Origin of the sequence: Algoriphagus hitonicola (assembly GCF_900113375.1) — a bacterium.
Taxonomy (GTDB): Bacteria; Bacteroidota; Bacteroidia; order Cytophagales; family Cyclobacteriaceae; genus Algoriphagus; species Algoriphagus hitonicola.
This window is the reverse complement of record NZ_FOPC01000005.1, coordinates 260,575-286,859: the sequence shown is the minus strand read 5'-3', so window position 1 is coordinate 286,859 and position 26,285 is coordinate 260,575. Positions and strand designations below refer to the sequence as shown.

Annotated in this window: 19 protein-coding genes; 4 read left to right on the top strand and 15 right to left on the bottom strand. The window is 42.9% G+C overall.

Features of this window, described 5'->3' with window-relative positions; genetic code table 11:
• Window positions 1-26 precede the first annotated feature (26 nt).
• The 7 genes from BM043_RS09125 to BM043_RS09095 form a co-directional block, all read right to left on the bottom strand.
• Window positions 27-1,181, bottom strand: coding sequence for an efflux RND transporter periplasmic adaptor subunit (locus tag BM043_RS09125; protein WP_092790903.1), 1,155 nt, complete (start codon window positions 1,179-1,181; stop codon window positions 27-29).
• The gene (locus tag BM043_RS09120) at window positions 1,181-5,497 is read right to left on the bottom strand and encodes a CusA/CzcA family heavy metal efflux RND transporter (protein ID WP_092790902.1); all 4,317 of its coding nucleotides are present in this window, start codon (window positions 5,495-5,497) and stop codon (window positions 1,181-1,183) included. The genes BM043_RS09125 and BM043_RS09120 overlap by 1 nt, the downstream gene beginning before the upstream one ends.
• Before the next feature lie 71 nt (window positions 5,498-5,568).
• Window positions 5,569-6,951: a sensor histidine kinase gene (locus tag BM043_RS09115; RefSeq protein WP_092790900.1), complete on the bottom strand. Its 1,383-nt coding sequence runs from the start codon at window positions 6,949-6,951 to the stop codon at window positions 5,569-5,571.
• Window positions 6,948-7,616, bottom strand: coding sequence for a response regulator transcription factor (locus BM043_RS09110; RefSeq protein ID WP_092790898.1), 669 nt, complete (start codon window positions 7,614-7,616; stop codon window positions 6,948-6,950). The genes BM043_RS09115 and BM043_RS09110 overlap by 4 nt, the downstream gene beginning before the upstream one ends.
• A 55-nt stretch (window positions 7,617-7,671) precedes the next feature.
• A complete protein-coding gene (locus BM043_RS09105) occupies window positions 7,672-8,769 on the bottom strand; it encodes a glycoside hydrolase family 130 protein (protein WP_092790990.1) in 1,098 nt (365 codons plus the stop codon).
• Window positions 8,770-9,183: 414 nt separating this feature from the next.
• Window positions 9,184-9,783 (bottom strand): c-type cytochrome, encoded by a 600-nt coding sequence (locus BM043_RS09100; protein ID WP_092790896.1) that lies wholly within the window; start codon window positions 9,781-9,783, stop codon window positions 9,184-9,186.
• 212 nt (window positions 9,784-9,995) lie between these two features.
• Entirely contained in the window at window positions 9,996-11,222 is a 1,227-nt protein-coding gene (locus BM043_RS09095) for a PepSY-associated TM helix domain-containing protein (RefSeq protein WP_092790894.1), read from the bottom strand.
• Window positions 11,223-11,385: 163 nt separating this feature from the next.
• Here BM043_RS09095 and BM043_RS09090 point away from each other — a divergent pair, with 163 nt between their 5' ends.
• Window positions 11,386-12,159, top strand: coding sequence for a hypothetical protein (locus tag BM043_RS09090; RefSeq protein WP_092790892.1), 774 nt, complete (start codon window positions 11,386-11,388; stop codon window positions 12,157-12,159).
• A gap of 7 nt (window positions 12,160-12,166) precedes the next feature.
• Here the strand turns inward: BM043_RS09090 and BM043_RS09085 are convergent, their stop codons facing one another.
• From BM043_RS09085 to BM043_RS09070, 4 genes are read right to left on the bottom strand one after another with little or no spacing between them, the layout of a single operon-like run.
• Window positions 12,167-13,021, bottom strand: coding sequence for a transglutaminase family protein (locus tag BM043_RS09085; protein ID WP_092790890.1), 855 nt, complete (start codon window positions 13,019-13,021; stop codon window positions 12,167-12,169).
• 3 nt (window positions 13,022-13,024) lie between these two features.
• The gene (locus tag BM043_RS09080) at window positions 13,025-13,771 is read right to left on the bottom strand and encodes a proteasome-type protease (protein WP_092790888.1); all 747 of its coding nucleotides are present in this window, start codon (window positions 13,769-13,771) and stop codon (window positions 13,025-13,027) included.
• A complete protein-coding gene (locus BM043_RS09075) occupies window positions 13,768-14,748 on the bottom strand; it encodes an alpha-E domain-containing protein (RefSeq protein WP_092790886.1) in 981 nt (326 codons plus the stop codon). The genes BM043_RS09080 and BM043_RS09075 overlap by 4 nt, the downstream gene beginning before the upstream one ends.
• Before the next feature lie 10 nt (window positions 14,749-14,758).
• Entirely contained in the window at window positions 14,759-16,186 is a 1,428-nt protein-coding gene (locus BM043_RS09070; RefSeq protein WP_092790883.1) for a circularly permuted type 2 ATP-grasp protein, read from the bottom strand.
• Window positions 16,187-16,430: 244 nt separating this feature from the next.
• Here BM043_RS09070 and BM043_RS09065 point away from each other — a divergent pair, with 244 nt between their 5' ends.
• On the top strand, window positions 16,431-17,333 hold the full coding sequence (locus BM043_RS09065) for a YitT family protein (RefSeq protein ID WP_092790881.1): 903 nt from the start codon (window positions 16,431-16,433) through the stop codon (window positions 17,331-17,333).
• A 19-nt stretch (window positions 17,334-17,352) separates the two neighbouring features.
• Here the strand turns inward: BM043_RS09065 and BM043_RS09060 are convergent, their stop codons facing one another.
• The 4 genes from BM043_RS09060 to BM043_RS09045 all read right to left on the bottom strand — a co-directional run bounded on the left by BM043_RS09060 (window position 17,353) and on the right by BM043_RS09045 (window position 22,541).
• Window positions 17,353-17,763, bottom strand: coding sequence for a response regulator (locus tag BM043_RS09060; protein ID WP_092790880.1), 411 nt, complete (start codon window positions 17,761-17,763; stop codon window positions 17,353-17,355).
• A 125-nt stretch (window positions 17,764-17,888) separates the two neighbouring features.
• The gene (locus BM043_RS09055) at window positions 17,889-19,379 is read right to left on the bottom strand and encodes a sensor histidine kinase (RefSeq protein ID WP_092790878.1); all 1,491 of its coding nucleotides are present in this window, start codon (window positions 19,377-19,379) and stop codon (window positions 17,889-17,891) included.
• Between the two features lie 404 nt (window positions 19,380-19,783).
• Window positions 19,784-21,844: a methionine--tRNA ligase gene (gene metG / locus BM043_RS09050; RefSeq protein ID WP_092790877.1), complete on the bottom strand. Its 2,061-nt coding sequence runs from the start codon at window positions 21,842-21,844 to the stop codon at window positions 19,784-19,786.
• 64 nt (window positions 21,845-21,908) lie between these two features.
• A complete protein-coding gene (locus BM043_RS09045) occupies window positions 21,909-22,541 on the bottom strand; it encodes a TetR/AcrR family transcriptional regulator (RefSeq protein ID WP_092790875.1) in 633 nt (210 codons plus the stop codon).
• A 129-nt stretch (window positions 22,542-22,670) separates the two neighbouring features.
• Here BM043_RS09045 and ligA point away from each other — a divergent pair, with 129 nt between their 5' ends.
• Complete coding sequence (gene ligA / locus BM043_RS09040) at window positions 22,671-25,124, top strand: NAD-dependent DNA ligase LigA (protein WP_092790874.1); 2,454 nt, start codon at window positions 22,671-22,673, stop codon at window positions 25,122-25,124.
• 295 nt (window positions 25,125-25,419) lie between these two features.
• Complete coding sequence (gene dapA / locus BM043_RS09035) at window positions 25,420-26,283, top strand: 4-hydroxy-tetrahydrodipicolinate synthase (protein ID WP_092790873.1); 864 nt, start codon at window positions 25,420-25,422, stop codon at window positions 26,281-26,283.
• The last annotated feature ends 2 nt before the right edge of the window (window positions 26,284-26,285 follow it).

Sequence of the window (26,285 nt, the reverse complement as noted above, 5' to 3'; positions counted from 1 at the left end):
AAGGATGAGCGTTTACCTTTTTGGAATCAAATCAATGAAAAACCACCTTTTACCAATACTTGTCGGTCAGAATTGATATCTTTTTTCGGATTGACTTGAGTATAGCCCTCTTGGGTCGGACCTATTGTCACTTCGATTTTTTCAAGCTCGTATCCTTTTTCATTTTCTTCAGATAAAATCAAAATATAGCTTTTATCATCTTCACTCAGTACGGCTGTTTCAGGCAGACTCATCCCCTCTTCCGGTGCGAGCTGAAGCTTTCCTTCGACATACATCCCGGGAACTAGCTTTTTTTGATCCACTTCATCATTCAAGTGGGCGTGAACCAAAATCTGCCGGTCAAGATTAACCGCTTGACCAATCACATACACCTCGGCTTCAAAAGTAGATTCTACTTCTTCAGGAATTCTCACTTTGATCTTCTGTCCGACTTGAAGTTTAGAGGCGTCCTTTTCAAATAATTTAAATTCTACATGAAGATGATCTTTGTTGAGCAAGGACAGCGCTCGGTCGGAAGCTTGAAGATAAGCGCCGGGCACGACAAAAATTTCCTCCACAAATCCCGAAATTGGCGCGATAATGGGAGCCCGAGAACGGATATTTTCTGGTTTCAATTCATCAGCATCGATATGAATCATTCGTAGCTGCTCCTTGAGACTAGCTTCCTTTGCAAGTGCTGACTGGTAATCTGCTTTTGTCTTGAGCAAGTTCTTTTGGGAGGCGATTTGCTCAGAATATAAAGTCTCTTGGCGCTCAAATTCAGCCTTTAAAAATCCAATTTGGCTTTTCACTTCGAGGTATTCTTGCTGCAATCTGACAAATTCGGGATTCTCCAAATAAAATAGCACCTGTCCTCGCTTGACTTCCTCTCCCTCGATCAATTTTAACCCAGAAACATATCCTCCATAATACGCCGTAATATCCTGCATCCCTTCGACTGGAACTTTTATAGAGCCCTGAATCGAAAGCTCCTCAGAAAAGGTCCGGCTATCCAATGTCCCCCATTCCATTTTCATAGTTTCAAATTGATCTTTGGTTACAAAAATACCGGGATTTCCGGAGGTAGATTCCGAAACCTCAATTGCATCTGATTCAGACTTTTCTCCGCCACAAGCAGACCAGAATACAAGACCAAGGAGGATGAAAAGATGAGGTATTAATTTAGTGAAGTAAGTATTCATCAGAAGGTAAGGTAAGTGAGTTCGAGAAGATTCTGCTGGTTTTCCAGCTTACTCTCCAAATATTGGAGCGTGATGTTACGGGCATTTTCGATCAATTGGACGAATTGGAGAAAATCTATTTCCCCCTCCCTGAACGAGCGGTGAGCCTGATTTTGAAGTTGATCTGCGAGATCCCTCCCCTCTTCACTATAGTAGTCGAGCACGTTTTGACTTTGGGCGAGCCTTTTATTTAACTCCAGTTTTTTCCGTTCCAGTTTCAGCTCAAAAGCATCAGCCTCGAATGCCACCTGTTCTTCACGAAATTGCCCCGAAGAAATTCTTGCCTTCTGGGCCCCAAAAAACAAAGGAATTCCTATTCCAGCCTGAAATCCCGGATAAACTTGAGCATCTGGCCCGGGGTTGGTTCCCCTGAAAACCTCCAAACTAACATCCGGAAGCAGCTTTCTCCGGTCTTGCTTGGTCATCAGTTGAGCTTCTTCTTTTCCGGCCTGATACCACTGAGATAAGGGATGAAAAGCTTCCGCTTCTGGCATGGGCAAATCGATGGGTTCAGACGAAATGATCAAATCTCCTTCCCAGTTGAGCAGTTCTTTTAATCGAAGTAATACAATTTGGTATTCTTGTTCGGATTCATTTTTCCGAAGTTGGATTTCGCGCTGCTTGCTTTCTGCTGTCAATTTTTCCAAAAGATTACTTTCCCCCAGTTCAAATCTCCGATGAGCTGCCTGTGCAAAAGCCCCATACAAACTGTCCAAAAATTCCAAATTCTGAAGTGACTCACGCCAAAAGGCTGCTTCTACATAGGCGAGACTGACATCCTTTTCCAGTTGTCGCTCAGCAAGGCGAAAATTAGCTTGAGATTTTTCAGCCTGAGCTTGAAACACACCTCGGTTGGCAGTATAGAGTGAAGGAAATGCAAAACTCTGCCTAATACCCGCCACACGGTTGAAAATACCATTTTCTGCCAAGTCATTTTTGTCATAACCATAAAACACCTGAGTTTTTTCCAAATCAAAACCCGATTTTCTGAGCTCCTCGGCCGCTTTGAGCGATTTTTCCACGGACTGAATCTGCAAGTTTCTTGATTTGGCGATCACTAGAGCCTCCGAAAGTGAAATGGGATCTGAGCTTTGTGCCCATCCTGGAAAAGCAAAAACCAGGAATATCATTCCCAGTGCGATCTTTTTTCCCGAGCCTTTGATCCTGTTTTTTTTATTGTGAAAAATCACATACAAAACCGGCAAAACCACCAAAGTCAGCAGCGTAGCCGAAATCAATCCGCCTACCACCACCGTCGCCAAAGGACGCTGAACTTCCGCTCCTGCAGAGCCTGACATTGCCATCGGCAAAAACCCCAAGGCCGCAGCTGACGCCGTCAAAAGTACGGGTCTCAATCGTTCTTTGGCACCGGAAATCACCAAGTCCTGAATCGAATTAAATTTATTTTCCATGGATTTGAAGTGTTCGATAAGTACGATCCCATTGAGTACGGCGATTCCAAAAAGCGCGATAAACCCAACACCTGCTGAGATGCTAAAAGGCATATCCCTCATCCAAAGCAAAAGGACCCCACCAATAGCAGAAAGCGGAATGGCAGAATAAATCATCAAGGCATCCCGAGCAGATGAAAAAGCAAAATATAAGAGAACAAAAATCAAAATCAAAGCCACTGGTACAGCCAAAAGAAGCCGGTTTCGTGCTTGACGGAGATTTTCAAACTGACCGCCATAATCTACCCGATATCCTTCCGGAAGGTTGATTTTCTGACCAATAATCTCCTGAATGTCATCCACTACTGACTGAAGATCGCGATTTCTGACATTGACACTGACGACAATTCTCCGCCGGGTATCATCACGGGAAATTTTAGCCGGACCTTGGGTATAGCTGATTTTTGCCAACTCCGAAAAAGGCACCGATCCTCCATCGGGTAGTTTTACGGAAGTATTTTCTAAACTTTGGAGGTCTTCCCGGAAGGGTTTGTCAAATCTTACCACCAAATCAAACTGTCGCTCTCCTTCAAAAACATTTCCGGCGGTTTCCCCGGCAAATCCCATCGTAAGAATAGCATTAAGATCGGCCGTATTCAGACCGTATTTTGCGATTTTGACTCGATCGTATTCGATTTTCATCTGAGGAAGCCCGTCTACTTTTTCCAAAATAATATCAGCCGCTCCCTCTACTCCTTGGATAGCAGAAGTGATCTCTTCTCCCAATCGGAGCAATTCGTCCAGATCCTCTCCAAAAATCTTAATCGCCAAATCAGCCCTTACCCCCGTGATCAATTCATTAAATCTCATCTCGATAGGCTGAGTAAACTCATAATCCAATCCCGGGATAACGGCTAAAGCTCCCTTAAATTTCTCTGCCAAATCATCTTTGGTGGCGACTGTCCATTCGGAAGGCGGATGGAGGGTGACGATCACATCACTCTCTTCCATGGACATCGGGTCTGTGGGAATTTCAGCAGCACCGATTCGGGTGACCACTTGTTTTACCTCGGGAAACTCCAATAAAATCTGCTCCATTTGGGTGATGGTCTCTACCGTACTGCTTAGAGAAGTTCCCGTTTTTAAGACAGGCTGAATGACAAAATCACCCTCATCCAGTGTCGGGACAAACTCAGAACCCATCTGAGAAAAAATCACTGCGGCGGCCACCAAAGATCCGGCAGCAAAACCCAAAACAGCTTTGCTGTGATTCAAAGCCCATCGAATCGTAGGATCATAAAAACGGTTTAAGGTATTGATGATTCTTACCGAAATATTCTTGGGACCGGGTACAGTGGATTTGAGGAATATGGAAGAAACTACCGGTACGTAGGTTATTCCCAAAATCATCGTACCAATCAGGGCAAAGCTGAATACCTCCGCCATCGGTCGAAACATTTTCCCTTCCACTCCCGAAAGCGACAGAATAGGAATAAAGACGATGATAATGATAATCTGTCCAAAAACTGCGGAATGCATCATTTTGGAAGCACCTTCAAAGGCTATTTTATTTCGCTCTTCTTTGCGCTCAGATCGCGTAAGCGCGGAGAGCCTTTCGGAAGATTGGGTAAATCGAAAGGCGATAAACTCTACGATGATCACCGCTCCATCGATAATAATCCCAAAATCAATGGCTCCCATGCTCATCAGATTAGCATCCACACCAAAAATATACATGAGCGATAAGGCAAAAAGCAAACTCAAGGGAATCACCGATGCAACGACCAAGCCTGAACGGAAATTTCCCAAAAGCAAAACCACCACAAACACCACAATCAAGCATCCCAAAATCAAGTTTTCGGCAATGGTAAAAGTGGTCCGACCGATCAACTCGGAACGATCCAAAAATCCATTGATAAAAACTCCTTCGGGGAGCGAGCCTTCGATTTCGGCAATTCGATCCCGGACCTCATCGATCGTCCGTTTAGAATCCGCCCCTCTGAGCATCATGATCTGACCGAGTACTTTTTCACCTTCCCCATTGGCAGTGATGGCACCAAATCGATTGGCCGCACCAAAACCTACTTTTGCAATATCCCGAACATAAACAGGAGATCCGGAGCGGTTTGTCACTACGATATTTTCGATATCCTGAAGGTTTTCGGCAAGCCCTTCTCCTCGGATAAAATAGCTTAAATTGCTCTTTTCGATATAGGAACCACCCGCGACAGAATTATTTTTTTGAAGCGCTTCATAAACTTCTTGGATGCTGATTTCCATGGCGCGAAGTCGCTCGGGATTGATCGCCACTTCATATTGCTTGAGAAATCCCCCCCAGGTATTGACCTCCACCACACCGGGAATCCCCGATAGTTGACGACGCACTAACCAGTCCTGAATAGTCCGCAAATCAGTAATCGAATACTGCTCCTCATAGCCCGGCTTGACATCAATGATGTATTGGTAGATTTCCCCTAGACCAGTGGATATCGGCCCCATAAATGGCTTGCCAAATCCTGCGGGAATCCGTTCCTCGGCGATTTTGATTCGCTCGGCGATCAACTGTCTCGGAAGATAAGTCCCCATGTCATCTTCAAAAACGATGGTAACGACCGAGAGCCCAAATTTTGAAATGGATCTGATTTCTTTGACTCCGGGAAGGTTGGCCATTTCCAATTCGACGGGATAAGTCAAATATTTCTCCACATCCTCAGTGGCCAAATTTCGCGAAGTGGTGATGACCTGAACTTGATTGTTGGTAATATCGGGAACGGCACCGATCTGTATATTCATCAAGGAATAAATCCCAAAACCTATCCAAATCAGGGTGAAAATTCCTACGATAAGTTTATTGGAAATACTCCAATGGATAATCCGGTCAAGCATAACGTGTGGGTGTTTTGCCCAAAGGTCTTAAACCTGTCTTAATCCAACCTTAGTTCTACCTTAAGATTGCCTTAAGATCTCAGCGGAAAAATTATTGAAAAGATACTTCCTTTGCCCAAAGCACTATCGACATTGATTTTTAGACCTCCTTCTTCGACGAGTTTTTTGACGATGGCCAAACCCAAACCTGAGCCGGGGATCATGGACTCGATTGCACTTTTCTGTCGATAAAATGGATCAAATATTTTGCTCAGGTTTTCTGCAGAAATGCCCTCACCCTGGTCAATTACCTGAATTACCGCTCCCTCCTCCTGTTTGTCGATTTTCAAAATCACATCCGTTTCTTTGGGAGAATATTTGATGGCATTTTCCAGCAGATTCTGGATTATCATTCTTAGCGATTTTTCATTGCACTGTACAAAAATCGGCGCACTGACCTCACATTCGAAACGTACTTTTCGTTCCTTCTGCTTGGTCAATTCATCTGCGATATCTTCACAAAGTGTAATCAACTCCACCTCTTCTTTGACTTGGCTAGTTCCGCTTTCTGTCCGTGCCAAAGCCAAAAGCTGATTAATAATCGCAGACATTCGATCAATGGACTTGAGTGATTCCTGTATTTTACTTTCGTATTCCTCTGCGGTCCTCGGTTTTCGAATGAGCACTTCCAAAGTCCCCCGCAAAACCGCCAAGGGCGTTCGTAACTCGTGAGAAGCATCAGAAGTAAATTGTTTTTCGCGGAGGAGGGCTTGCTCCAATCGACTCAAAAGTCCATTGATGGAGTCCGTGAGCTGGCCGATTTCATCATTCAATTCGGTCGGTGGAATCCGTTCATTTAGGTTGGATTGTGTGATTTGATTTGCTTTTTGGATGATTCTCCTGATGGGCTGAATACTATGATCTGCATGATATCGCATGGTCAGAAAAAGTGATATCAGAATCAACGGATAAAGGACCAAAAGAGTGTTTCGCAGGTTGGTGAGTGTATTTCTCGGGTCTTCAAAGGATTTGGCTACCAGCATATAGCCTTCCTTTGTGCCTTGGTTGATGAGAGGAATCTGCATTTGTCGGAGCTCGCGCGAACCTGTCTTTAAGGTCCAGGCTTCTCCGCTTACCGCTCGATCGGGATAAAAACTCAGGTGATTATTCTGCAAGTTTGGCGAGCGATCCATGCTTTTGCCTTCCAAATCCACAATTTCAATAAATATCGGGTTGATTTGAAGCTGGGTGTGTTCTTGCTCTTCCCATTCGTCTTTATGTGCAAAACGAATTTCCCCATCCACCAAAAAAATCTGATTTCTATGCTTATCTGTTTCTAATTTGAGATCACGATCTATCGCATTGATGACCGTCAAATAAACCACGGCATAAATAATCCCAAAAACCAACAAAATGATCAAGGAAGTCACCGCAGTCAATCGGCGTGCAATGCGCTCTTTGTAGGAAAGATTCATAATTCCTTTGCCATATAACCCACTCCTCTGATCGTTTGAATATAGTCCTCATCCTTGTGGAGATTCAGTTTTTTTCTCAGCGAATTGATAAAAACATCAATCACCCCGGTATTGTATTCGAAATGGATATCCCAAACCGATTCGATTATTCGGGTCCGTCGACAAACCTTATTTTTGTTTCGGATCAAAAACTCCAGCAGAGCAAATTCCTTTTGGGTCAGCTGAATCTCCTCAGAACCCTTAAAAACCTGAAAACTCTGAGGCAAAAGACGAATTGAACCTAAAGTCAGTACCTCATTTTCTTTTTCTCGCTTTCGAAGCTGCACACGTATTCGCTCAAGCAATTCTTCAAAATGAAAGGGCTTTTTGATGTAATCGTTGGCTCCGGATTGCAAGCCAAAAACCGTCTCATCCACTGTGTCTTTGGCAGTAAGAAAAATGATCGGCGTATCTGGAAAATTCATCCGGAATTGTCTCGTCAATTCAATTCCGCTTATTCCCGGTAGCATCCAATCCAAAAGCAAAAGATCGTATTCTCCCGAAAGAGCAAGCTCAAGGCCGGATTTACCATTATCCGTAACGTCCACTGCATAATTTTCCTCCTCCAATCCCTGCTTGAGAAAACTGGAAATTCCCGATTCGTCTTCGACCACCAAAATTCGCATAATCAAGTTTCAGAATTTTTGTGGAAAAAATTGATTTCCCAGCCTTAAAGTTTACTTAATATTTGGATGCAGGAGCCGAAACCACCCCTACCATACTGTCGGCTGTTCCGTAATACAACAACCATTTTTCATCCAAATAAACCAACCCCTCCAAAAAAGTCGTGCCTTCGGGATATTGACCGGATTTTTCAAAAGGAAGTTCGGGTTTAATAAAAGGCTCCTCAGATCGATCCAACAGCTTCCAAGGCTTATTCGCATCAAAAAGTGCTTGCCCGGCAGAATAGACTCGATTTCCCATTCCTTCCATACCGATGTCTCCAGTATTTCCAGCATTATATAAAACGACGATTCCCTCCTCGGTAAGCAAGGGCGGCGGACCAGCCTCTACCAACCAAGAATCAAAATACCCGAGACGTGGACTCAAAACTGGCACTCGGTTTCCTTCATGATTTTCGACCGGGATCCAGTTGATCAAATCTTCCGAATGAGCTAACCAAATATTCGGCACCCCATAATACATCCAATATTTCCCGCCAATTTTGGCTGCCACCAATTTTCCATTTTTCAGTTCGGTGACGATCGCACCGGATTTGGATTCGACCTGATGGTATTTTCCATCTTTCCAGTTTTCAAAGATTGGCCCGTGTTTTTCCCAAGTCCTCAAGTCTTTCGATGTGGCCAAAGCCAACCTCGGTACCTCCCGATTCCACTGGGTGTAAGTCAAAACATAAAGTCCATCTGCAGTTTGGACAATTCTTGGATCCTCTGTTCCACCCGGCCATTCGTATTTTTTCTGATCATCGGATTGAGGAAAAAATACTGGCTCCTTTTCCCTGAAAAAAGAAAAGCCATCCTCAGATATCGCCATTCCCAAGCGAGAAGTATGCCCTCCTATTTCCTTTTCACCAAGCTTTTCCTCCGCCCGGTAGAGCACATGAACTTTTCCATCTTTCACTATTGCAGCAGGGTTGAAAGTGGCCATAGACTCCCAATTCACCACTGCTCCAGAAACCGGATCCTGAAAGGTAGTGTTGGATTGTGGGCTAATAATCGGCTGTGCATTTTCTGGACGGACAAAAGGTCCTAGCATCCAAGCTTTTTCCTGTGCCTGGGCACAAAAGGAAATAAAAACCAGAAAGAAAGAAAATTTCATCCGGATAGAAATCAAATCATTATTCATTCACCATTCCATTTTTCAATAGGAAAAATACTCGGAATATCTGGAAATTCAACCCAAATAATGGGATCTACTCTATTCTGAAAATGCAAAAAAGCATTCACTACCGAAGTGTCAATACACCTAGGACACTAGCCCCAATCTTGATTTATTTGGATCAGTGGATCCACAGAATAGCACTTCTGCACCAATTCTTGTTTAAAAAAATTGAAATATCATTCATTTGCTACAATTAAATTTTGAATAGGATAATTCAAATCAATTTTTCGATGAATCAAATTTGGAGCAAGAAGCTGCTCACCCTTTGATTTCTTCAAGATTTGGAGAAAGTGAAAGTATGATAAAAAACAAGCCTCAGATGCACGCAACAGCCCACTGTTTTTGAGCAAATTACATATCTCCGGGGCCGATAGGTTGGGGCACCACATTGTCCACAGGCGTAATACTTTGGAGGTATTCAAAAACAGCCTCGATATCAGCATCCATCATTCCGACATAATTCTGCCATGGCATCGGAGGCAAAAGCATTCGATTGGTGCGAATCCCCTTTGACTTGCCTTCCTTTAGAGCAATAGTAAACTGCTCCAAAGTCCAATTTCCCAGCCCGGTTTCATGCGGCGTAAGATTGGCGGCAAAGGAAAGGCCCCAAGGACCGGCAGCTCCGGTCAAGTCAGGATACATCATGCCAAAACCTTCTTTGATCAGTGGATCGTCAAATTTTAAAATCTGCCCGTCTGCCGGAAAACCCGATAATGCAAGTTCGGGAATAATCTCAGGCCCCCTTTCGCCCATTCTTTTCGGAGAATGGCAGTCATTGCAGCCCATGATTTCGACTAAATACTTCCCTCTTTCTACGAGTTCTTGCCCCGTAGGCTCTTCCTCGGTTTCCATAGAAATCGTTTCGGTTTTCTCCTGATTTTGGCATGCGAAACTAAAAAAGCCCAAAATACCAAGGGCTAAAATTGAAAATAATCTGAGATTAAAATACATAGCTAATCGTTTTAGTTTGAAATTGAATTCAAGCTAAACCAATATTTCACCCCTCAGATCTTTTTGAAATTAAGTGCTAAAAAAGCGTGTTAAAGTGCCAAAGAAAATAAAACAACGGAACGAGTGCTTTCAGAAAATGAGCTTCCCTCCCGTCCGATACTTATCCTGCATTCGGAATCCTTGAATGATTTAAACCTTCATCTTCTATAAAATCAAGCCATCTCAGCGACTTGCTTCTTGACCTTGGATGAAGTGGGGCGCTTTTTCTTCTTGCGCTTATTCCACCAGATCAAAGTTCCGGTGATCGGAAGCGAGGTAGCGATCAAGCACGCCAAAAACCAAAGAAATTTAGTAAATGGGCCAAAAATATCCCCCATGTGGAGACTTTTGACTGAGCGACCGATTTGCTGTCTTACCGACAAATCCGAAAAAAGTCGCGTCTCCGACACCGAAAGATCGGCTTGATTCAAGGAGATTTGATCAGCACCTGATCGGGCAAAAAAACCTGTTCGGTATTTGGTCAATCCGATGGGACTTAAACCGTCTTTTGGGAGAGAAATACGCCAATTGCCTGGATAAGTCAATGTTTCATTTCCTTTGGCAAGCGCCAACTCCAGCGAAAATTCTTGAACAGGACCAGGTTCGACAGTTGGAGTTTCCTCCTTTACTTCATTTTTAGAAGTTGGTGCCTGATAAGTATCCCAGGTTTTTTGCCAACCTTCCCGATACCATTCAAACGACCAGAATAAGCCTGTCGCGGACATGATAAAAAGTGCGATCAAGGAATAAAATGCCATGGTATTGTGTAGGTCATGATTGACCCGTTTCCAGTTGCCAGACCATTTAACTTGAAGACCTTGTTTCCATGTTTTGGCTTTTTGTGGCACCCAAATCACTATCCCTGTAATCACCCCAAGCAAAAACAAAGAAGTGGCGATGCCATTGATCAGCCTTCCGAGTTGCATATTACTCATACTTTCAAAAATAGGCTCTTCGATTCGATCCAAAAGTAACCATCGGTGAAGTGAAAACTGGGTCCGCATAAATTTTTCAGTTGCTGTTTGCTCAGTATTATCAGCCAAAATTTCCCCCGAATAGGGATTCACAAAATAGGTCGTTCCTCTGCCCTTTTCGCCATCCTTGAGCAAGGTCATTTGAACAGATCGGTCCTGCCCGTTTTGAACAAAAACTCCAGTTACCGAACCTTGAAGATCATTTTCTAAGGTTGACTTCAATTCATCAAGAGAAAGTCGCTCTCCAGATGCCTCCACAAAATACCGCTCAGAATCTGCCCATTCTTTGATTTCGGTATTGTAAACATAGATGGTACCGCTCAAGCAAACAGCGATAACAATCAATCCTGAGATTAACCCAGCATACAAATGAATCTTATCAAAAACTTTCCGGGTGATTTTCCAGGCAGAAGAGCGTGCGGCCATAAGCTTCTTATTTAGATTTGGTCAAAATTAACAGAAAAGATTCTTATTATTAAGATCAATTCTAAAAAAATATAAGAACGGCTAATTTTTAGGCCGACCTGATAGAGATTGCGCTCAAAACCCATCCCAATTCCTATCTTCAAACTCTCTAATCACCCAAGCCATGAAACATCAAACCCAACGTGTCTTTTATTCCCTTCTTCTTTTGATTTTGATCTCCTGCGGAAAAACAGGTCCCGATCCTCGAATGGAGCAGCCGGAAGAGTTTTTGGAAGTACTGGAGGCCCACGGAAACTGGCAAAAATGGATCGAATCTGAAGGCATGTCTTACACGCTATTTCACGAAAGTAATCTTCAGCAGGAAAATCACTTTTTCAATTTGACTGATCGAAAAGCGAGAATTGATGCGGCTGGATTTCAGGTGGGAAATGATGGAGAAGGTATTTGGGTCGCACCAAACCGACAATCATTTGGAGGTCAGTCGGTGGATTATTATCACAATCTATATTTTTACTTTTATAGTATGCCTTATATTTTGACGGACACTTCCATTCAAGTTTCGAAGATGGAAAACCGAAGATTCAATGGAAAAGAATACGAGCGATTAGAGGCAAAATCAAATTTGGAAAGCTACCGAACTCCCGCTAATTCCTATGAGGTCTTGATTGATCCGGAGACTCAGATGATCGAATGGGTGCTCTATCGGGTGACGTTTTTCAATCCTTCGAATCAAATCATCAGCGGAATGAAATATGAGGACTATCGGGAAACAGATGGAATGAAGTTTCCACGATTACTCACCGGATATCTAATAGATGGAGATACTGCGGTCAGAGTTCAAAATCAGGTTAGTCTGGCTGGTGTCACGCTGACGGAGAATGAGTTGGATGAAGATATTTTTGAAATGCCAGAAAAAGCCGCCGTCAGAGCAAATTGAAAAAAATTTAACCTAACAATTTCAAATCCACAAAGGTCTTCAAAATCGAATCCGCTTTTCCTCCAAAAGTCCCCTGAACGGGCAATGTCAAAGCTGGATCAGGATGACAGGCCAAAGGTATGTACCGATGATCCGTCAGTAGGCCCAAGCTGGGATCCAAACCGACCCAACCTGCTCCCGGAAGGAAAACCTCCAGCCAAGCGTGCAATTCATGCCCCTCATCCAAATCGGGATTGAAAGCATATCCACTGATAAAACGGGTAGCCAATCCTATCGAATTCAACATCTGCATCTGCATCAGAGCAAGATCTCTGCAAGATCCACTTCTCCCCGAGAAAGTAAACTCTCCTTCCCAGACATTTTGCTCATGCCGGATTTCATGGGACCAGTTTTGATAAATCTCCTGAGTCAGATTGACCAAAAAGTCAATCAATCCAGAGGACTTCGCTTTCATTCCCAACAGAAAATCAGAAAATGTCTCTCTTTTCTCCATTGTGATATAAGGAGAAAGAAAACTGGATTTTTCCTGATACGAAAACTGAAAATCGGGGTTTTTCCAGCCTGTTTGTTCAAAATTAGGTTCGATAATGAAAGCAAATGGATTGAACTGATGAAGGGTAAAAATCCATTCGGTTTTGATGGTTAGACTTTGGGTGGGAATGGAAAACCAGGCTTGTTTAAACCAGTTTCCAAAAAGGTCCTGTCTATAATTTTGTCCCTCGGCTGTTGGAGAAATACTAATATTTTCCTGTTCTAAACTAAAATAAGGTCTATACTGAGGCAGAAGGAAAAGGTGATGGATTCCAAGTTGGACTTCAGCACTGTACTCATATCGGGAAAGATGATTTACATGAACACGCATGATTTAATTTCCACCTGAATAAACGTCCAGATCCTCCTCCATAGCGCTTCTCAGAACATCGGATGGGAGCTCGGCAATGGCGCTTTTTATCCGCTCATTCCAAAAAGCAGAGACATGCTCCAATTCTTTTTGCTCAAACCGCTTTTCTTTGATGTAGTATTCGTTGTTTCTTAATATCACCGTATCTATGGGGAAATCCACATCATTGGCAGAGATCCGGGTCGCATCGAAGGCTAAAAAAGCACATTTCAGGGCATATTCCATCGAATCATCAAAATGAAGTGAGCGCCTCAACACTGGATTTCCAAATCCGGAATTTCCAATAATTACAAAAGGTGTTCCTCTACGGATTTCGATCCAATTGCCCTGAGGATAGAGTAAATAGAGTTTCGGTTCAGTGTCTTCATTCAACTGCCCTCCAATGATGGAGAAAAGATTGAAATTTAATCCAGCCTCCTCCAAATGGACCTTGTCTTCTTTGGCGACTATTTTTACCTGATTCCCAAATTCATTGACTGCCTGATAAAGCTTGGAAAAAGAATCATCCTGTCGCTCGATCACTTCGGAGAAATAGGTGATTGCCTTGTCTCTGACAGAGCGAAGACCTGAGGTCATAATAAAAAAGGAGTGCTTTTGCTTGTTGACCACATAGACTTTTTTGGAAGTGGTGGTTTCGCTTCCAGAAGTTATTCTAGTGTCAGATAGGCCTATGAGACCATGTTTGGTTTTTATGCCGAGGCAGAATGTCATGCTTGTGATTGAGATTGTGAGACATAATTATCCTTGATCCGGAAATAATTGATGTCAATGAGATCGGAAATATGGTTGATTTTTAGCTGAAGTTTATCTAAATATTCATGAAGACCGACAGAAATTATATCATCGACCTCCGAATACTCCAAGCGGGACCGTAATTCTCCCATTGCTTTTTCAGCCGAATTATTAAAGCCTTCCGAATTACTGCCTGAAATACAGTGCAGGCAGCGCTCAGCTTCTTTAATGCAGTAGAATATAGATCTCGGGAAGTATTTATTAAGCATAAGAAACTCCACGACTCCGGAGGGATCAATATTCCCATATAGCCTCCGGTACGTATTGAATCCAGTGACTGATTTCAGTAAAGCCATCCAATGCAAGAAATCCATCGGAGTACCTACCTCGAAAACCGAGGGTAAAAGAATGTGATACTTGACATCAAGCACCCGGGAAGTCTTGTCTGCCCGCTCGAGCAGCTGACCTAGCTGTCTAAAATACCATCCCTCTGTCCGAGCTACCGTAGCGTCGGCGAGACCATAAAGCAACAATATTTGATTTTTCACCTGCTCGTAAAACTCTCTGGGATCTTCTTTCTTCCACACTTTTTTTTCCAAACCCAATTGAAGCATGTAATAGAGCTCATTGGCTTTTTCCCAGGTTTCTTTGCTCAGGTTTTCCCGGATGATCCGGGCATTTTCCCGGGCATTGGTGACTGCTGAAAGCATAGAGTTAGGATTATCTGCATCGAAAGTCAGAAAAAACATCACCTGATGACGCTCAAATCCATCGTACTTTCTTTGGTACAGTTCTAAATCTCCCGTGGCCATGACTAGAGGTTCCCACTGTTCTTTGAGATCCGCAGGGAGATCCTGCATCAGGTTAAAATTGACATCGATAAATCGGGCATAGTTTTCGGCTCTTTCCAGATACCTCCCCAGCCAATAGATATGACTTGCTACTCTACTAAGCATTTTGATTTGATTAATTGTATAACACCCAAGTATCCTTACTTCCCCCACCCTGGGAGCTATTTACGACCAAGGACCCCTTCTTTAATGCGACTCGAGTCAGGGCACCCGGGATTACCTCGATCTCATCCCCGTACAAAATGTAGGGTCTTAAATCGACATGTCTTCCGTCGATTCCATTCTCGGTGAGACAAGGCACGGTCGAAAGCGACAAAGTCGGCTGGGCAATGTAATTATTAGGATTGTCCTTGATCAGCTGGCGAAATTTTTCGTGCTCCTCCTTGTCGGATTTTGGACCGATGAGCATTCCGTACCCACCTGCCGCATTAGTTTCTTTCACTACCAACTGGTCAATGTGCTCCAACACATACTTTCTGTCTTTTTCCTCACGGCAGAGATAAGTCGGCACATTATTTAAAATCGGTTCTTCGTCCAGGTAGTATTTGATAATCCGGGGAACGTAGGCATATACGGCTTTATCATCCGCAACCCCTGTTCCCGGTGCATTGGCAAATGCAATATTTCCAGCCTTGTAAGCTTCAAAAACTCCCGGTATTCCCAGCATAGATTCAGGATTGAAAGTCAATGGATCAAGAAACGAATCGTCGATTCTTCGATAAAGTACGTCGATTTGCTCTAGCCCTTTGGTCGTCTGCATGTAGACTATTTTATCCTTTACGATCAGATCGACTCCGTTTACCAACTCGACGCCCATCTGCAGCGCCAAATAGGAATGCTCAAAATAGGCTGAATTATAAATCCCCGGAGTCAACACCCCCACGACTGGTTTTGATTTGTCGGACAAATATTGAAGCATCTTCAAGAGTTTGGCCGGATAATCAGACACGGGCATGACCCCTTCGTCATTAAATAACTGAGGATAGGCTCGCTTGATAATTTCCCGGCTTTCGAGCATATAGGAAACTCCCGACGGACAGCGAAGATTATCTTCCAAAATATAATACTCGCCGTTTTTGTCCCGGATCAAATCTGTCCCCGTGATATGACACCAAATCCCCTTGGGAGGAGTCAATCCGATACAGGGTTTGAGAAAATCCTTGGAACCCAAAATCAGTTCAGCGGGCACGACTCCGTCTTTGAGTATTTTTTGTTCATTGTAAATGTCCTGCAGAAAAAGATTGAGTGCATGGATTCGCTGCTTCAATCCTGCCTCGAGTTTCTTCCATTCTGTATTGGAAATGATTCGCGGGACAATGTCCAAATGCAGGATTTTTTCCAATCCCTGATTATCATGGTAGACATTAAAAGTCATCCCCATCGCCTTCTGAGCCTTATTTGCAGAATGCTGGAGTTGCCTCATTTTTTTATTGGAGGCTTTGCTGAGGTAGTTGAAATACTCCTCATAATGTCCGCGAATTTCCCCATCTGAGGTGAACATCTCGTCAAAGTGCCCCTCACTCGAATACCCTTCTGTCTTCATATTTTTTATTTAAAAATCATCTTTAAGATAAAAAATTAACTTGGAATTCAAATTATTTTGAGAAAATGGTTTCTTTAGGTTCAAATTAAAATCAAAAAATCATTTATCCATTTTTTGCCCTAAAAGGCGATTCAATCCATTTAATCGGTCGAATGAAGCAATCTATTCTTCCGAAGTTTAATACTCAAAAGACTATCAAATAAAATGAACCCTGATCTCAAATAAGAAATCGTATTTTTGGAATATGGTGAAACGAATTATAACTATTCCGGATACGGCCTGGGCCCAGCGAGTCACGGTGTGGAGACAGGTCAAAGATGTGATTTTTATCGGAATCGGTGTGGTGATGGCAAGTATCGGATTGAAAGGCTTTCTTTTACCCAATGGATTTTTTGACGGTGGGGCGATGGGTGTTTCACTTTTGCTGGAAATGCTCACTCCCCTCAATCTATCCGTGTTGATCATTTTGGTCAATTTACCTTTTATATATTTAGGATATCGTCAGGTTTCCCTTTGGTTTGCCATTAAAAGTACGCTAGCCATTTTTGCCTTGGCGCTTTTGGTCCATTACATCGAAATCCCCGCGATCACAGCTGATAAATTATTGATCGCCGTCTTTGGCGGATTTTTTTTGGGAAGTGGAATCGGCTTTGCAATTCGGGGTGGGGCCGTGATTGACGGGACCGAGGTCTTGGCGATTCAGGTTTCCCGGAAATCGAGTCTTACAGTGGGAGATTTTATCACCGTTTTCAATGTGTTGCTTTTTATCGTAGCGGCCATATTTGTCAATTTAGAAACCGCCATGTATTCCATGCTGACGTATTTCTCGGCATCTAAAATGGTTGATTTTCTCATCAATGGTGTGGAAGAATATATCGGGGTAATGATTATTTCCAATTATTCAGATGAAATCAAAACGAAAATCACCTACGACTTAGGACGGGGTGTGACGGCATTTAAAGCCGATGGAGGTTTTGGTGAGAAAGCTAAAAATCCGGATCGAAATGTACTTTTCTGTGTCATTACCCGATTGGAAATCACCAAAATCCAAACCGAAATCGACAAAATCGATCCCAAGGCTTTTGTCATCCAATATCCCATCAAAGACACCAAAGGCGGTATGATTAAAAAGCGGCCTTTGCATTAATCAAACCAGGCAATAAAATCTATTTCTCGAGTTCCTTGGGCAAAATAGAAACAATAGCCTCGACTAAAGCAGGGAATTCACCAAAATCAGATGGTTTGGTGTAAAAAAGTTTAGGTTGAAATTGACCGGCTTTTCGCCTGTCTTCCTGATTGGAGGAGGTAGATAAAATCATCACAGGCAAGGCAGCCGTCTTGGGATTATTTCGGATTTCCCTCATGACTTCAAATCCGTTTTTTACCGGGAGATTGATGTCTAAAATCACCAAATCTGGCAATTCACTCTGATCAAATTGGTTAATTTTATCGATGGCTTCCTGCCCTGTTTGCAATCCAATCAACCGAAATGGAATACCGGATTCTTCAAGAGCCTCTGACATTAACAGCACATCCCCTTCATTGTCTTCTATCAAAAGGAAAGTATAGGTTTTCATCGTAATTTATCAGGATTCTTATTGTGAATTTTTACTCTTCAGATTTTAATTTTCCCAAATCAATTTTGCTCAAGCCCTATCTTTTTTTACTAAAACCCAATACAGTGCATTCTCATTAAAGGTATTCATTGTTTTTTAATAGTAAAATAAACCGTACTGCCCTTACCAAACTCGGATTCTATCCATATTTCTCCACCGTGCTGATATACAATTTTCTTGCATAATGAAAGTCCCAAGCCTGTTCCGGGATATTCTTGATTGGTGTGCAACCTTTTGAATAGGCTAAAAACATCCTCCAGGTATTTTTTATCTATTCCTATTCCATTATCTGCGATACTGAATTTCCAAAAACTCCCCACATCCTCAACTTCAATAGAAATCAAAGGCAAGTTTCCCGGAGCTTGATATTTCAAGGCATTCCCAATCAGATTCTGAAACAACAGTTGAAGGGGTAATCTTCTCCCCTGGATAACAGGTAAGTTTCCGTAGCGTAGCGTGGCATTTTTTTCATCAATCAATTCTCCATAAAGCCCCTTAATTTCGCTAAGCAAATCAGCGACAGAAACTTCCTCCAAAGGGGTCAGATCATTGCCTAACCTGCTGTACCGAAGCAAATCCTCAATCAAATTGCCCATTCTCCGCGTGGCACCGACCATCATATTGATGTATTTGATTCCCTTTTCATCTAGCTTTTGGGAATAATTTCGCTGCAGCAATTCCCCAAAACTTTTCATCATGCGAAGCGGCTCACGCAAGTCATGGGAAGCGATAGAAGTAAATTGTTCCAATTCTTGATTTTTTTGAATTAGCTCATTCCTCGTCTCTACAATATCCTGAATCAACCTTCCCTCTGCGATTAAGGCCAAAACATTATTCTCGGCATTAAAAACCGGCTTTAGATTGAATACAATCGTCGAAGGAACCTGATTTCTCCCCCAAACTTCCACTTCGTAGGCTACAAATTCACCCTTGGCGGCTCTTTCTACGCTGTACTTAAGTTTCTCCTGCGTCTCCTTGGAAATCTGCCACCAATAACAATCCCAAAAATATTTTCCTGCCACATCCTCCAACTTGATGCCTGCAAAATCAAGTGCTGTTTGGTTGGCTTCTTGTAAAACCCCATCCTTGTCCAAAAATCCTATAAATTGAAAGGTAGAATTGAAGATACTTCGAAATAACCTTTCCCGATCAGCTAGGCGCTCAAGGGCCTCTTTTCGCAGTGAAATATCCTGAATTTGGGCGATAAAATATCGAAAACTCCCGTCTTCATTCCATATAGCCGTCCCAGTCAAATTAATCCAAATCGGCTGATCTGACTTTTTGATATACCGTTTCTCGATTTGATAAGAGTCGATTTCTCGATTAATAAGCTGTTTGGCAAACTCCAAGTCTTTTTCTAAGTCATCTGGATGGGTGATGTCCTGAAAAGTCAAGGATTGGAGTTCTTCTTCGGAATACCCAAGGATTTTACACAAACTTGTATTTACCGCTATCCATCGGCCGTCTTGATTGACCAAGGCCATCCCAATAGCCGCAAACTGAAAAGAATTACCAAATTCAGAGTTTAATTCAATGGCCGGCTTGAGCTTATGTTCAGTGGAAAGCTTCTTTGACATAGGAATTATTTTGGGTGTGGGTGTTTCCTGTAGCTATGACTACGATGGAAGCTTTCTTAGTATGAAAAGAGCCAACCAAACCGATTCGGAATTTAGATTTTGATCGGTGATTGAACCGGATTTTAACCTGCTTGAATATAAAAAGAAAACTAAATTAAGGGGCACTAATCCTATGTGACTTTTGTCACAAAAAAGCATTTTCGAAAACTAAGTTTTATTCTAAAATAGCGACTAATAATTCATCTATTATTCCTATAAAAAAAATTACTAAAAGACACGATTAAACAATTCCTTAAATTTCTAAATCTAAAAAATTAGACATAAAAAAACCTGTCAAATCAAGCTTTGACAGGTCTTAAATGAAAGAACGAATTTTTCCTTTCCCAATTGCAGCTTCCAGAATTTTAGCTTATGATCGACCCACTTGCTGTAGCCTCATGCGGCTGAAGCAATTTGAGCTTTCCATCCTTATCCTCGGCCATCAAAATCATTCCTTCCGAATCAATGCCCATCATTTTTCGTGGAGCCAAGTTGATCAGCATGACTACTTGCTTTCCAACCAAATATTCCGGCTCGAAATGCTCCGAAACTCCACTAAGTACGGTTCTCTCTCCCACTCCTGCATCAATTTTCAATTTGAGCAATTTTTTGGATTTTGGCATTTTCTCAGCAGCCAAAATCGTCACTACTCGCATATCGAGCTTTGCAAAATCATCGTATGTAATAATCTCTTTCATCGGTGTGACAGGAAGATTAGCAGCATCATTCATTTTTTTGGCTTTTAATAGTTTTTGTACTTGATTTTCTACGACTTCATCTTCGATTTTCTCAAAAAGGAGTCCCAACTGACCGATGGACTCTCCAGCATGGAGCAAATCCGCCTGTCCGGCCTGATTCCATTTGCTGTTTTTCATTCCAAACAAATCATATAGTTTCTGTGCTGTAAAGGGCAGGAATGGCTCAGAAACAATCGCCAGATTAGCGGCAATATTCAAGGCAATATTCATAATGGTAGCAGTGCGAACCTCATCGGTTTTGATCATTTTCCATGGTTCGGTATCCGCCAGATATTTATTGCCCAATCGAGCCAAATCCATCATAATCCCCAGCGCCTCTCGGAATCGGTATCGCTCTACCGAGGCGGCAATTTTGGCAGGAAAATCCGCAAGGGTTTCCAATACTTCCCGATCGTAGCCAGTCAGTTCACCTTTTTGCGGAATCTTCCCTTCGTAATATTTGTGAGTCAGGACCACAGCCCGGTTTAGGAAATTGCCATAGATAGCCACTAATTCGGAATTATTTCGGGCTTGAAAATCCTTCCAGCTAAAATCATTATCCTTGGTTTCTGGAGCGTTCGCAGTCAATACGTACCGAAGGACATCCTCTTTTCCGGGAAACTCCTCCAAGTATTCATGAAGCCAAACCGCCCAATTTCGTGACGTCGAGATTTTTTCCCCTTCCAAATTTAAAAACTCGTTTGCCGGCACGTTGTCAGGAAGTACGTATCCGCCATGAGTTTTCAAAATTGCCGGGAAAATAATGCAGTGAAATACAATATTGTCCTTTCCGATGAAGTGAACCAGTTTGGAGTCCTCACTTTGCCAATAAGGCCTCCAATCTTTTCCGTGGGTGGCCGCCCACTCTTTGGTAGAAGAGATATATCCAATCGGTGCGTCAAACCACACATAGAGGACTTTCCCCTCGGCATCCTGAAGCGGCACTTGTATGCCCCAATCCAAATCTCTAGTCATCGACCGCGCCTGCAATCCATCTCCAGCCTCTAGCCAAGATCGACACTGCCCGAGTACGTTGTTTTTCCAATCAGCTGCATGATCTTCGAGAATCCACTTTTTTAGAAAATTCTGATAGCGAGCCAAATCCAAAAACCAGTGCTTGGTTTCTCTCAAAACTGGTGTTCTACCACTCAGTTTTGAGCGGGGATTGATGAGATCAGAAGGACTGAGGGATGAGCCACATTTTTCACACTGATCCCCGTAGGCATGTTCAAAACCGCATTTTGGACAGGTTCCCTCTATGTAGCGATCAGCCAAAAACTGGCCAGCCTCTTCATCAAAATATTGGTCATTTCGCTGCTCGAGAAATTCCCCTTTCTCATATAAATCCTTAAAGAATCCCTGGGCGGTTTCATGATGAATTTTGGCAGAAGTACGAGAATAGTGATCAAAACTAATCCCGAATTTCTCAAAGCTTTCCTTCATCAATCCATGATAAAAATCTACCACCTCTTGTGGAGTTTTGCCTTCCTTTCGTGCCTTGATCGTAATCGCCACACCATGCTCATCAGATCCGCAGACATACAGCACGTCTTTCTCCAATAACCGGAGAAATCGCACATAAATATCAGAAGGGATATAGCATCCCGCCAGGTGACCAATATGAAGCGGACCATTGGCGTAGGGCAAAGCAGAGGTAATTGTATATCGTTTGAAGTTTTTACTCGTCATTGATTGAACGTATTTTCTGGGAAATAACAAGGGGCAAAGATAGGGAAATCAAGAGAAGCAAGCTTTATGCATTGATAAATTCATTTCGGGCTTCTTCGGTCAAAATTCCCTCATAAAGGATCGAAATCGCTTGATCGTAAATATCAGAGGCCGGGATGTCCATTCCTTTTTGAAGGCCCGGAGGAAACTGCGAGCGAAAGTTTGGGTCGAGCAGTGATTGAACAGCCGCCGCATATAACATCACCACGAGGCTAATATTCAGATTGGCCTTAACCAGTCCCAATTCTACTCCCTCAGCAATCAGTTTCTGAAATCGCAGATACGCAGATTCATTAATATAGCTGCGCAAATCTTCCCAAACTTCAGGAGCTAAAATTTTCAAATCCTCAAAAAGCTCCGGACTGATCGGCGCCAAATAAGTAGCGACTACGGAGAGGGTTGACTTTAATTTGAGCGGAAAACTGATATATCGATTATCCAGAATTGCTTCAGTTTTGGCGGTCAGCTTGGTTTTCAGCATTTCAAAGGATGCCGAGAGCAGCTCAAATTTCCCCGGATAATATTTATACAGTGTCTTTTTGCTCATTCCCAGATCTTGGGCGATTTCTTCCATGGTCGTTTTTCGGAAGCCTTTTTTCAAAAAAAACCGAAACGCAACATCTAAAATCTTATTCTCTACGGTGGCTTTGGATCCCATGGATTAATTTTTAAACAAATATAACCAAGGAATCTCATGCAGCCGCTGATTTTTGTTTGTCCTTTTTGTCCTTGTGAAGCCAAATTCCTTGGGTATTTTTACCGTCAAATCTTTTGAAATTATCCGACAATGACGCATCAGGAAGCTGCCGATCGAATCGCTCAACTCACCCGTGAAATCAATTATCACAATCATCTTTATTACCAAGAGGACAGAATTGAGATCTCGGATTTTGAATTTGACAAATTACTGGAAGAATTGATTCGATTGGAAACTCAATTTCCCGATCTGCTCGATCCCGACAGTCCCAGTCAGCGAGTTGGTGGGACCATCACCAAGGAGTTTGAAACTGTCGCCCATGAGTACCGCATGCTTTCACTGGGTAATACTTACACCCTAGAGGAATTGATGGCATTTGACGAGCGGGTAGCCAAAGGATTGGGTAGTAGAGATTATGAGTATTTCTGCGAAATGAAATTTGATGGAGTAGCGATCAGTCTGGTTTATGAAAACGGAAAACTGACCCGTGCAGTCACCCGGGGAGACGGCACCAAAGGCGACGATGTCACGGCCAATGTCCGAACCATTCGAAATATTCCACTGACCGTGGTAGGTGAACAGATACCCGAAAAATTTGAAGTTCGTGGAGAGATTTTCCTCCCGCTCAAAGAGTTTGAAAAAATCAATGCTGAGCGGGCTCAACGAGGTGAAGCATTGCTGGCCAATCCCCGCAATGCCGCATCAGGCACCCTGAAAATGCAGGATAGCGGAGTGGTCGCCAATCGTAGACTCAATTGCTACTTTTATCAGCTTTTGGGTGAAAACCTCAGTGTCAACACCCATTCAGAAGCGATTCACCTGATCGAAAAATGGGGATTCAACGTCTCCCAAACCTATAAAAACGCCGGAAGCATTCAGGAAGTGATTCAATACATCGAGGAATGGCGCGAAAAACGCCATCAGCTTCCCCTAGACACAGATGGTGTCGTCCTCAAAATCAATGACTACGACCAACGGGAAGAACTCGGATTTACCGCCAAAAATCCCCGCTGGGCCATTGCCTATAAATACAAAGCCGAAAGTGCAGAAACCGAACTCCTTTCCATCACTTACCAAGTCGGTAGGACTGGAGCGATTACTCCTGTGGCCAATTTATCTCCGGTGAGTTTGGCCGGAACCACGGTCAAGCGCGCATCCCTTCACAATGCCAATGAGATCGAACGATTGGATTTGCATGAGGGCGATGTTGTTTTTGTCGAAAAAGGAGGAGAAATCATCCCAAAAATCACTGCTGTCAATCCAGAAAAGCGTAAAATCAACGCTAAACCCATTCAGTACATAGACCGCTGTCCGGAATGTGGTACTGCACTCGAGCGAAAAGAAAGTGAGGCCAAGCATTTCTGTCCAAATGCGGAATCCTGCCCCCCACAGGTTTTGGGTCGAATTGAGCACTTTGTGCATAAGCGCGCCATGGATATCGATACGCTGGGAACCGAACGAATCCGGGCTTTGATCGATCAGGGATTTATCCAAACCTACGCAGATATCTATGAATTGGAAGCAAGAGAAAAGGAATTGCTTGGCTTGGAAATGAGCCAGGATCAATACGAAAAAGAAGGCAGCGGACTTTTGTATATTTCACTTGAAAAAGCCCTCTTTGCTTTGACCGAAGGGATTTCTTTCAAACAGATTCAAGAGTTCTTGATTGATGCAGCCGAATATCCCATGGAGGAAACATTGCATCGCTTTCAGGATCAAATCCGCAAATGGAAGAAAAAAGTCCCCGCCAACACGGGTATGGTCGAGCGGCTGATTTATGCACTCAAAGACCACAAAGATCTACCACAGCTGGAGGATTATGTCCCTGCAGCCTTGATTCTGGATTTGTTTTTAGGACGAAGAGTAGAATTCGAATCTTTGCTGGAAGCCAGCAAAAAAGAAGGAACTGTTCACGGTATCCTGCTGCAGTTAGCGTTGGATTTGCCGGATGAACTCCGCGATCGGATCAAAAAACTCAAGGCAAACACTTTTCAGGAAGGCGTCATATCCAATATGCTGGAAGGGATCAAAGCTTCCAAAAACCAACCCTTCGAGAAGGTTCTCTTTGCTTTGGGAATTCGGAATATCGGAGAAAATACCGCCCAATTGCTGGCCAGACATTTTGGAAGTATCCAAAAATTGATGGAAGCTAGTCCAGAGCAATTACTTGAAATCAATGGTATCGGAGAAACCTTAGTTCAGAGTATTCAGGAGTTTTTTGTAAAAGAAGAAAACCTCAAAATCATTGCACAGCTTCAATCTCATGGACTGAAATTTGAAATCGAGCAGGATTCAAATCAACCCAAAAGTCAGGCTTTGGCAGGAAAGAAAATACTGGCATCGGGTAAGTTGGAAAATTTCAAACGGGATGAAATCGTGGATTTCGTTCAGTCACACGGCGGACAATATATTTCCTCCGTTTCAAAAAACCTGGATTTCATTATCGAAGGCGAAGGAATGGGACCGAGCAAAAAGGAGAAAGCTCAGAAATTGGGTGTCCCCATGATCTCCGAAGATGAATTCCTTAAAATGGTGCATGACTAATTTCTAAAACTAAATCTGTACAAATTTGAATTTTGCCTTCTCTGAAACTAAACGAAGAGATTTGGTTTTATTTAAGGGTATATTAAAATCAAGCTTGTTTTAGAGGCTTTTTGGGTTTTCAGGTTTTTTTTGTTTGATTGACTCATTCAAGCCAATTAAAACGAAAAGTTACCTCTTAAGCCGGTTAGCTTTACTTTGTCCTATTTCCAAGCGAAATTTGACTGCGAAAAATAAGCCATCACCTGACTTTCCGATTGGAAGGTTTTATCTTTGCATCCCTCAATAAACTTAACGAATGAATCCATTTACGGGTACAGGAGTGGCGCTAGTCACTCCATTTCATGACGATTACAGTATTGATTTTCAATCCTTAAAAAAGCTAATTGATTTCACCTTGGCTGGTGGGGTTGATTATTTGGTGGTCTTGGGGACTACCGGAGAGTCAGCAACCCTTTCTCCGGCCGAGAAAAAACTAGTGCTGAGCACCTGCATTCAACATACCAAGGGAAGGGTGCCCATCGTTTATGGAATTGGTGGAAACAATACCCAAGCTGTATTGGATCAAATCTCCCAAACTGATTTCAAAGGAATTGACGCGATTTTATCGGTCAGCCCTTATTACAACAAGCCCAGCCAAACGGGGATTATTGCTCACTACACAGCCATCGCAGATGCCTGTCCCGTCCCTGTCATTCTCTATAATGTCCCCGGTCGCACCATGTCCAATATGACTGCGGATACTACGCTCAATCTAGCCCAACACCCCAATATTATCGGAATGAAAGAAGCTAGTGGCAATTTGGAACAATGTATGCGGATCGCGGCCAATAAGCCGAAGGATTTTTTGTTGATCTCTGGAGATGATATTTTGAGCAAAGCCATTTTCAGTATTGGAGGAGAAGGAGTGATTTCGGTCTTGGCCAATGCCCTTCCCTCGACTTTCCGGGATTTATGTAATGGTTCAGAAGATGCTAGCTTACAGGCTGCATTTTCTCTTTTGCCCTTCAATGATCTGATGTACACAGAAGGCAATCCGGTTGGAATAAAAAATCTACTTTCCCACATGGGAATCTGTGGGGACCAAGTTCGATTACCCATGCTGAGAGCAAGTATAGACCTTAATTTGCAAATTCAGGAGGTTTACAAAAAAATGAATTAATT

Coding starts and splice junctions, on each gene's coding strand:
- BM043_RS09115 (WP_092790900.1), bottom strand. CDS start 6,951: ATGAATCTTTCCTACAAAGAGCGCATTGCACGCCGATTGACTGCGGTG.
- BM043_RS09090 (WP_092790892.1), top strand. CDS start 11,386: ATGAAACATCAAACCCAACGTGTCTTTTATTCCCTTCTTCTTTTGATT.
- BM043_RS09065 (WP_092790881.1), top strand. CDS start 16,431: ATGGTGAAACGAATTATAACTATTCCGGATACGGCCTGGGCCCAGCGA.
- BM043_RS09080 (WP_092790888.1), bottom strand. CDS start 13,771: ATGACATTCTGCCTCGGCATAAAAACCAAACATGGTCTCATAGGCCTA.
- BM043_RS09060 (WP_092790880.1), bottom strand. CDS start 17,763: ATGAAAACCTATACTTTCCTTTTGATAGAAGACAATGAAGGGGATGTG.
- BM043_RS09045 (WP_092790875.1), bottom strand. CDS start 22,541: ATGGGATCCAAAGCCACCGTAGAGAATAAGATTTTAGATGTTGCGTTT.
- BM043_RS09100 (WP_092790896.1), bottom strand. CDS start 9,783: ATGTATTTTAATCTCAGATTATTTTCAATTTTAGCCCTTGGTATTTTG.
- dapA (WP_092790873.1), top strand. CDS start 25,420: ATGAATCCATTTACGGGTACAGGAGTGGCGCTAGTCACTCCATTTCAT.
- BM043_RS09075 (WP_092790886.1), bottom strand. CDS start 14,748: ATGCTTAGTAGAGTAGCAAGTCATATCTATTGGCTGGGGAGGTATCTG.
- metG (WP_092790877.1), bottom strand. CDS start 21,844: ATGACGAGTAAAAACTTCAAACGATATACAATTACCTCTGCTTTGCCC.
- ligA (WP_092790874.1), top strand. CDS start 22,671: ATGACGCATCAGGAAGCTGCCGATCGAATCGCTCAACTCACCCGTGAA.
- BM043_RS09055 (WP_092790878.1), bottom strand. CDS start 19,379: ATGTCAAAGAAGCTTTCCACTGAACATAAGCTCAAGCCGGCCATTGAA.
- BM043_RS09120 (WP_092790902.1), bottom strand. CDS start 5,497: ATGCTTGACCGGATTATCCATTGGAGTATTTCCAATAAACTTATCGTA.
- BM043_RS09125 (WP_092790903.1), bottom strand. CDS start 1,181: ATGAATACTTACTTCACTAAATTAATACCTCATCTTTTCATCCTCCTT.
- BM043_RS09070 (WP_092790883.1), bottom strand. CDS start 16,186: ATGAAGACAGAAGGGTATTCGAGTGAGGGGCACTTTGACGAGATGTTC.
- BM043_RS09085 (WP_092790890.1), bottom strand. CDS start 13,021: ATGCGTGTTCATGTAAATCATCTTTCCCGATATGAGTACAGTGCTGAA.
- BM043_RS09095 (WP_092790894.1), bottom strand. CDS start 11,222: ATGGCCGCACGCTCTTCTGCCTGGAAAATCACCCGGAAAGTTTTTGAT.
- BM043_RS09110 (WP_092790898.1), bottom strand. CDS start 7,616: ATGCGAATTTTGGTGGTCGAAGACGAATCGGGAATTTCCAGTTTTCTC.
- BM043_RS09105 (WP_092790990.1), bottom strand. CDS start 8,769: ATGAAATTTTCTTTCTTTCTGGTTTTTATTTCCTTTTGTGCCCAGGCA.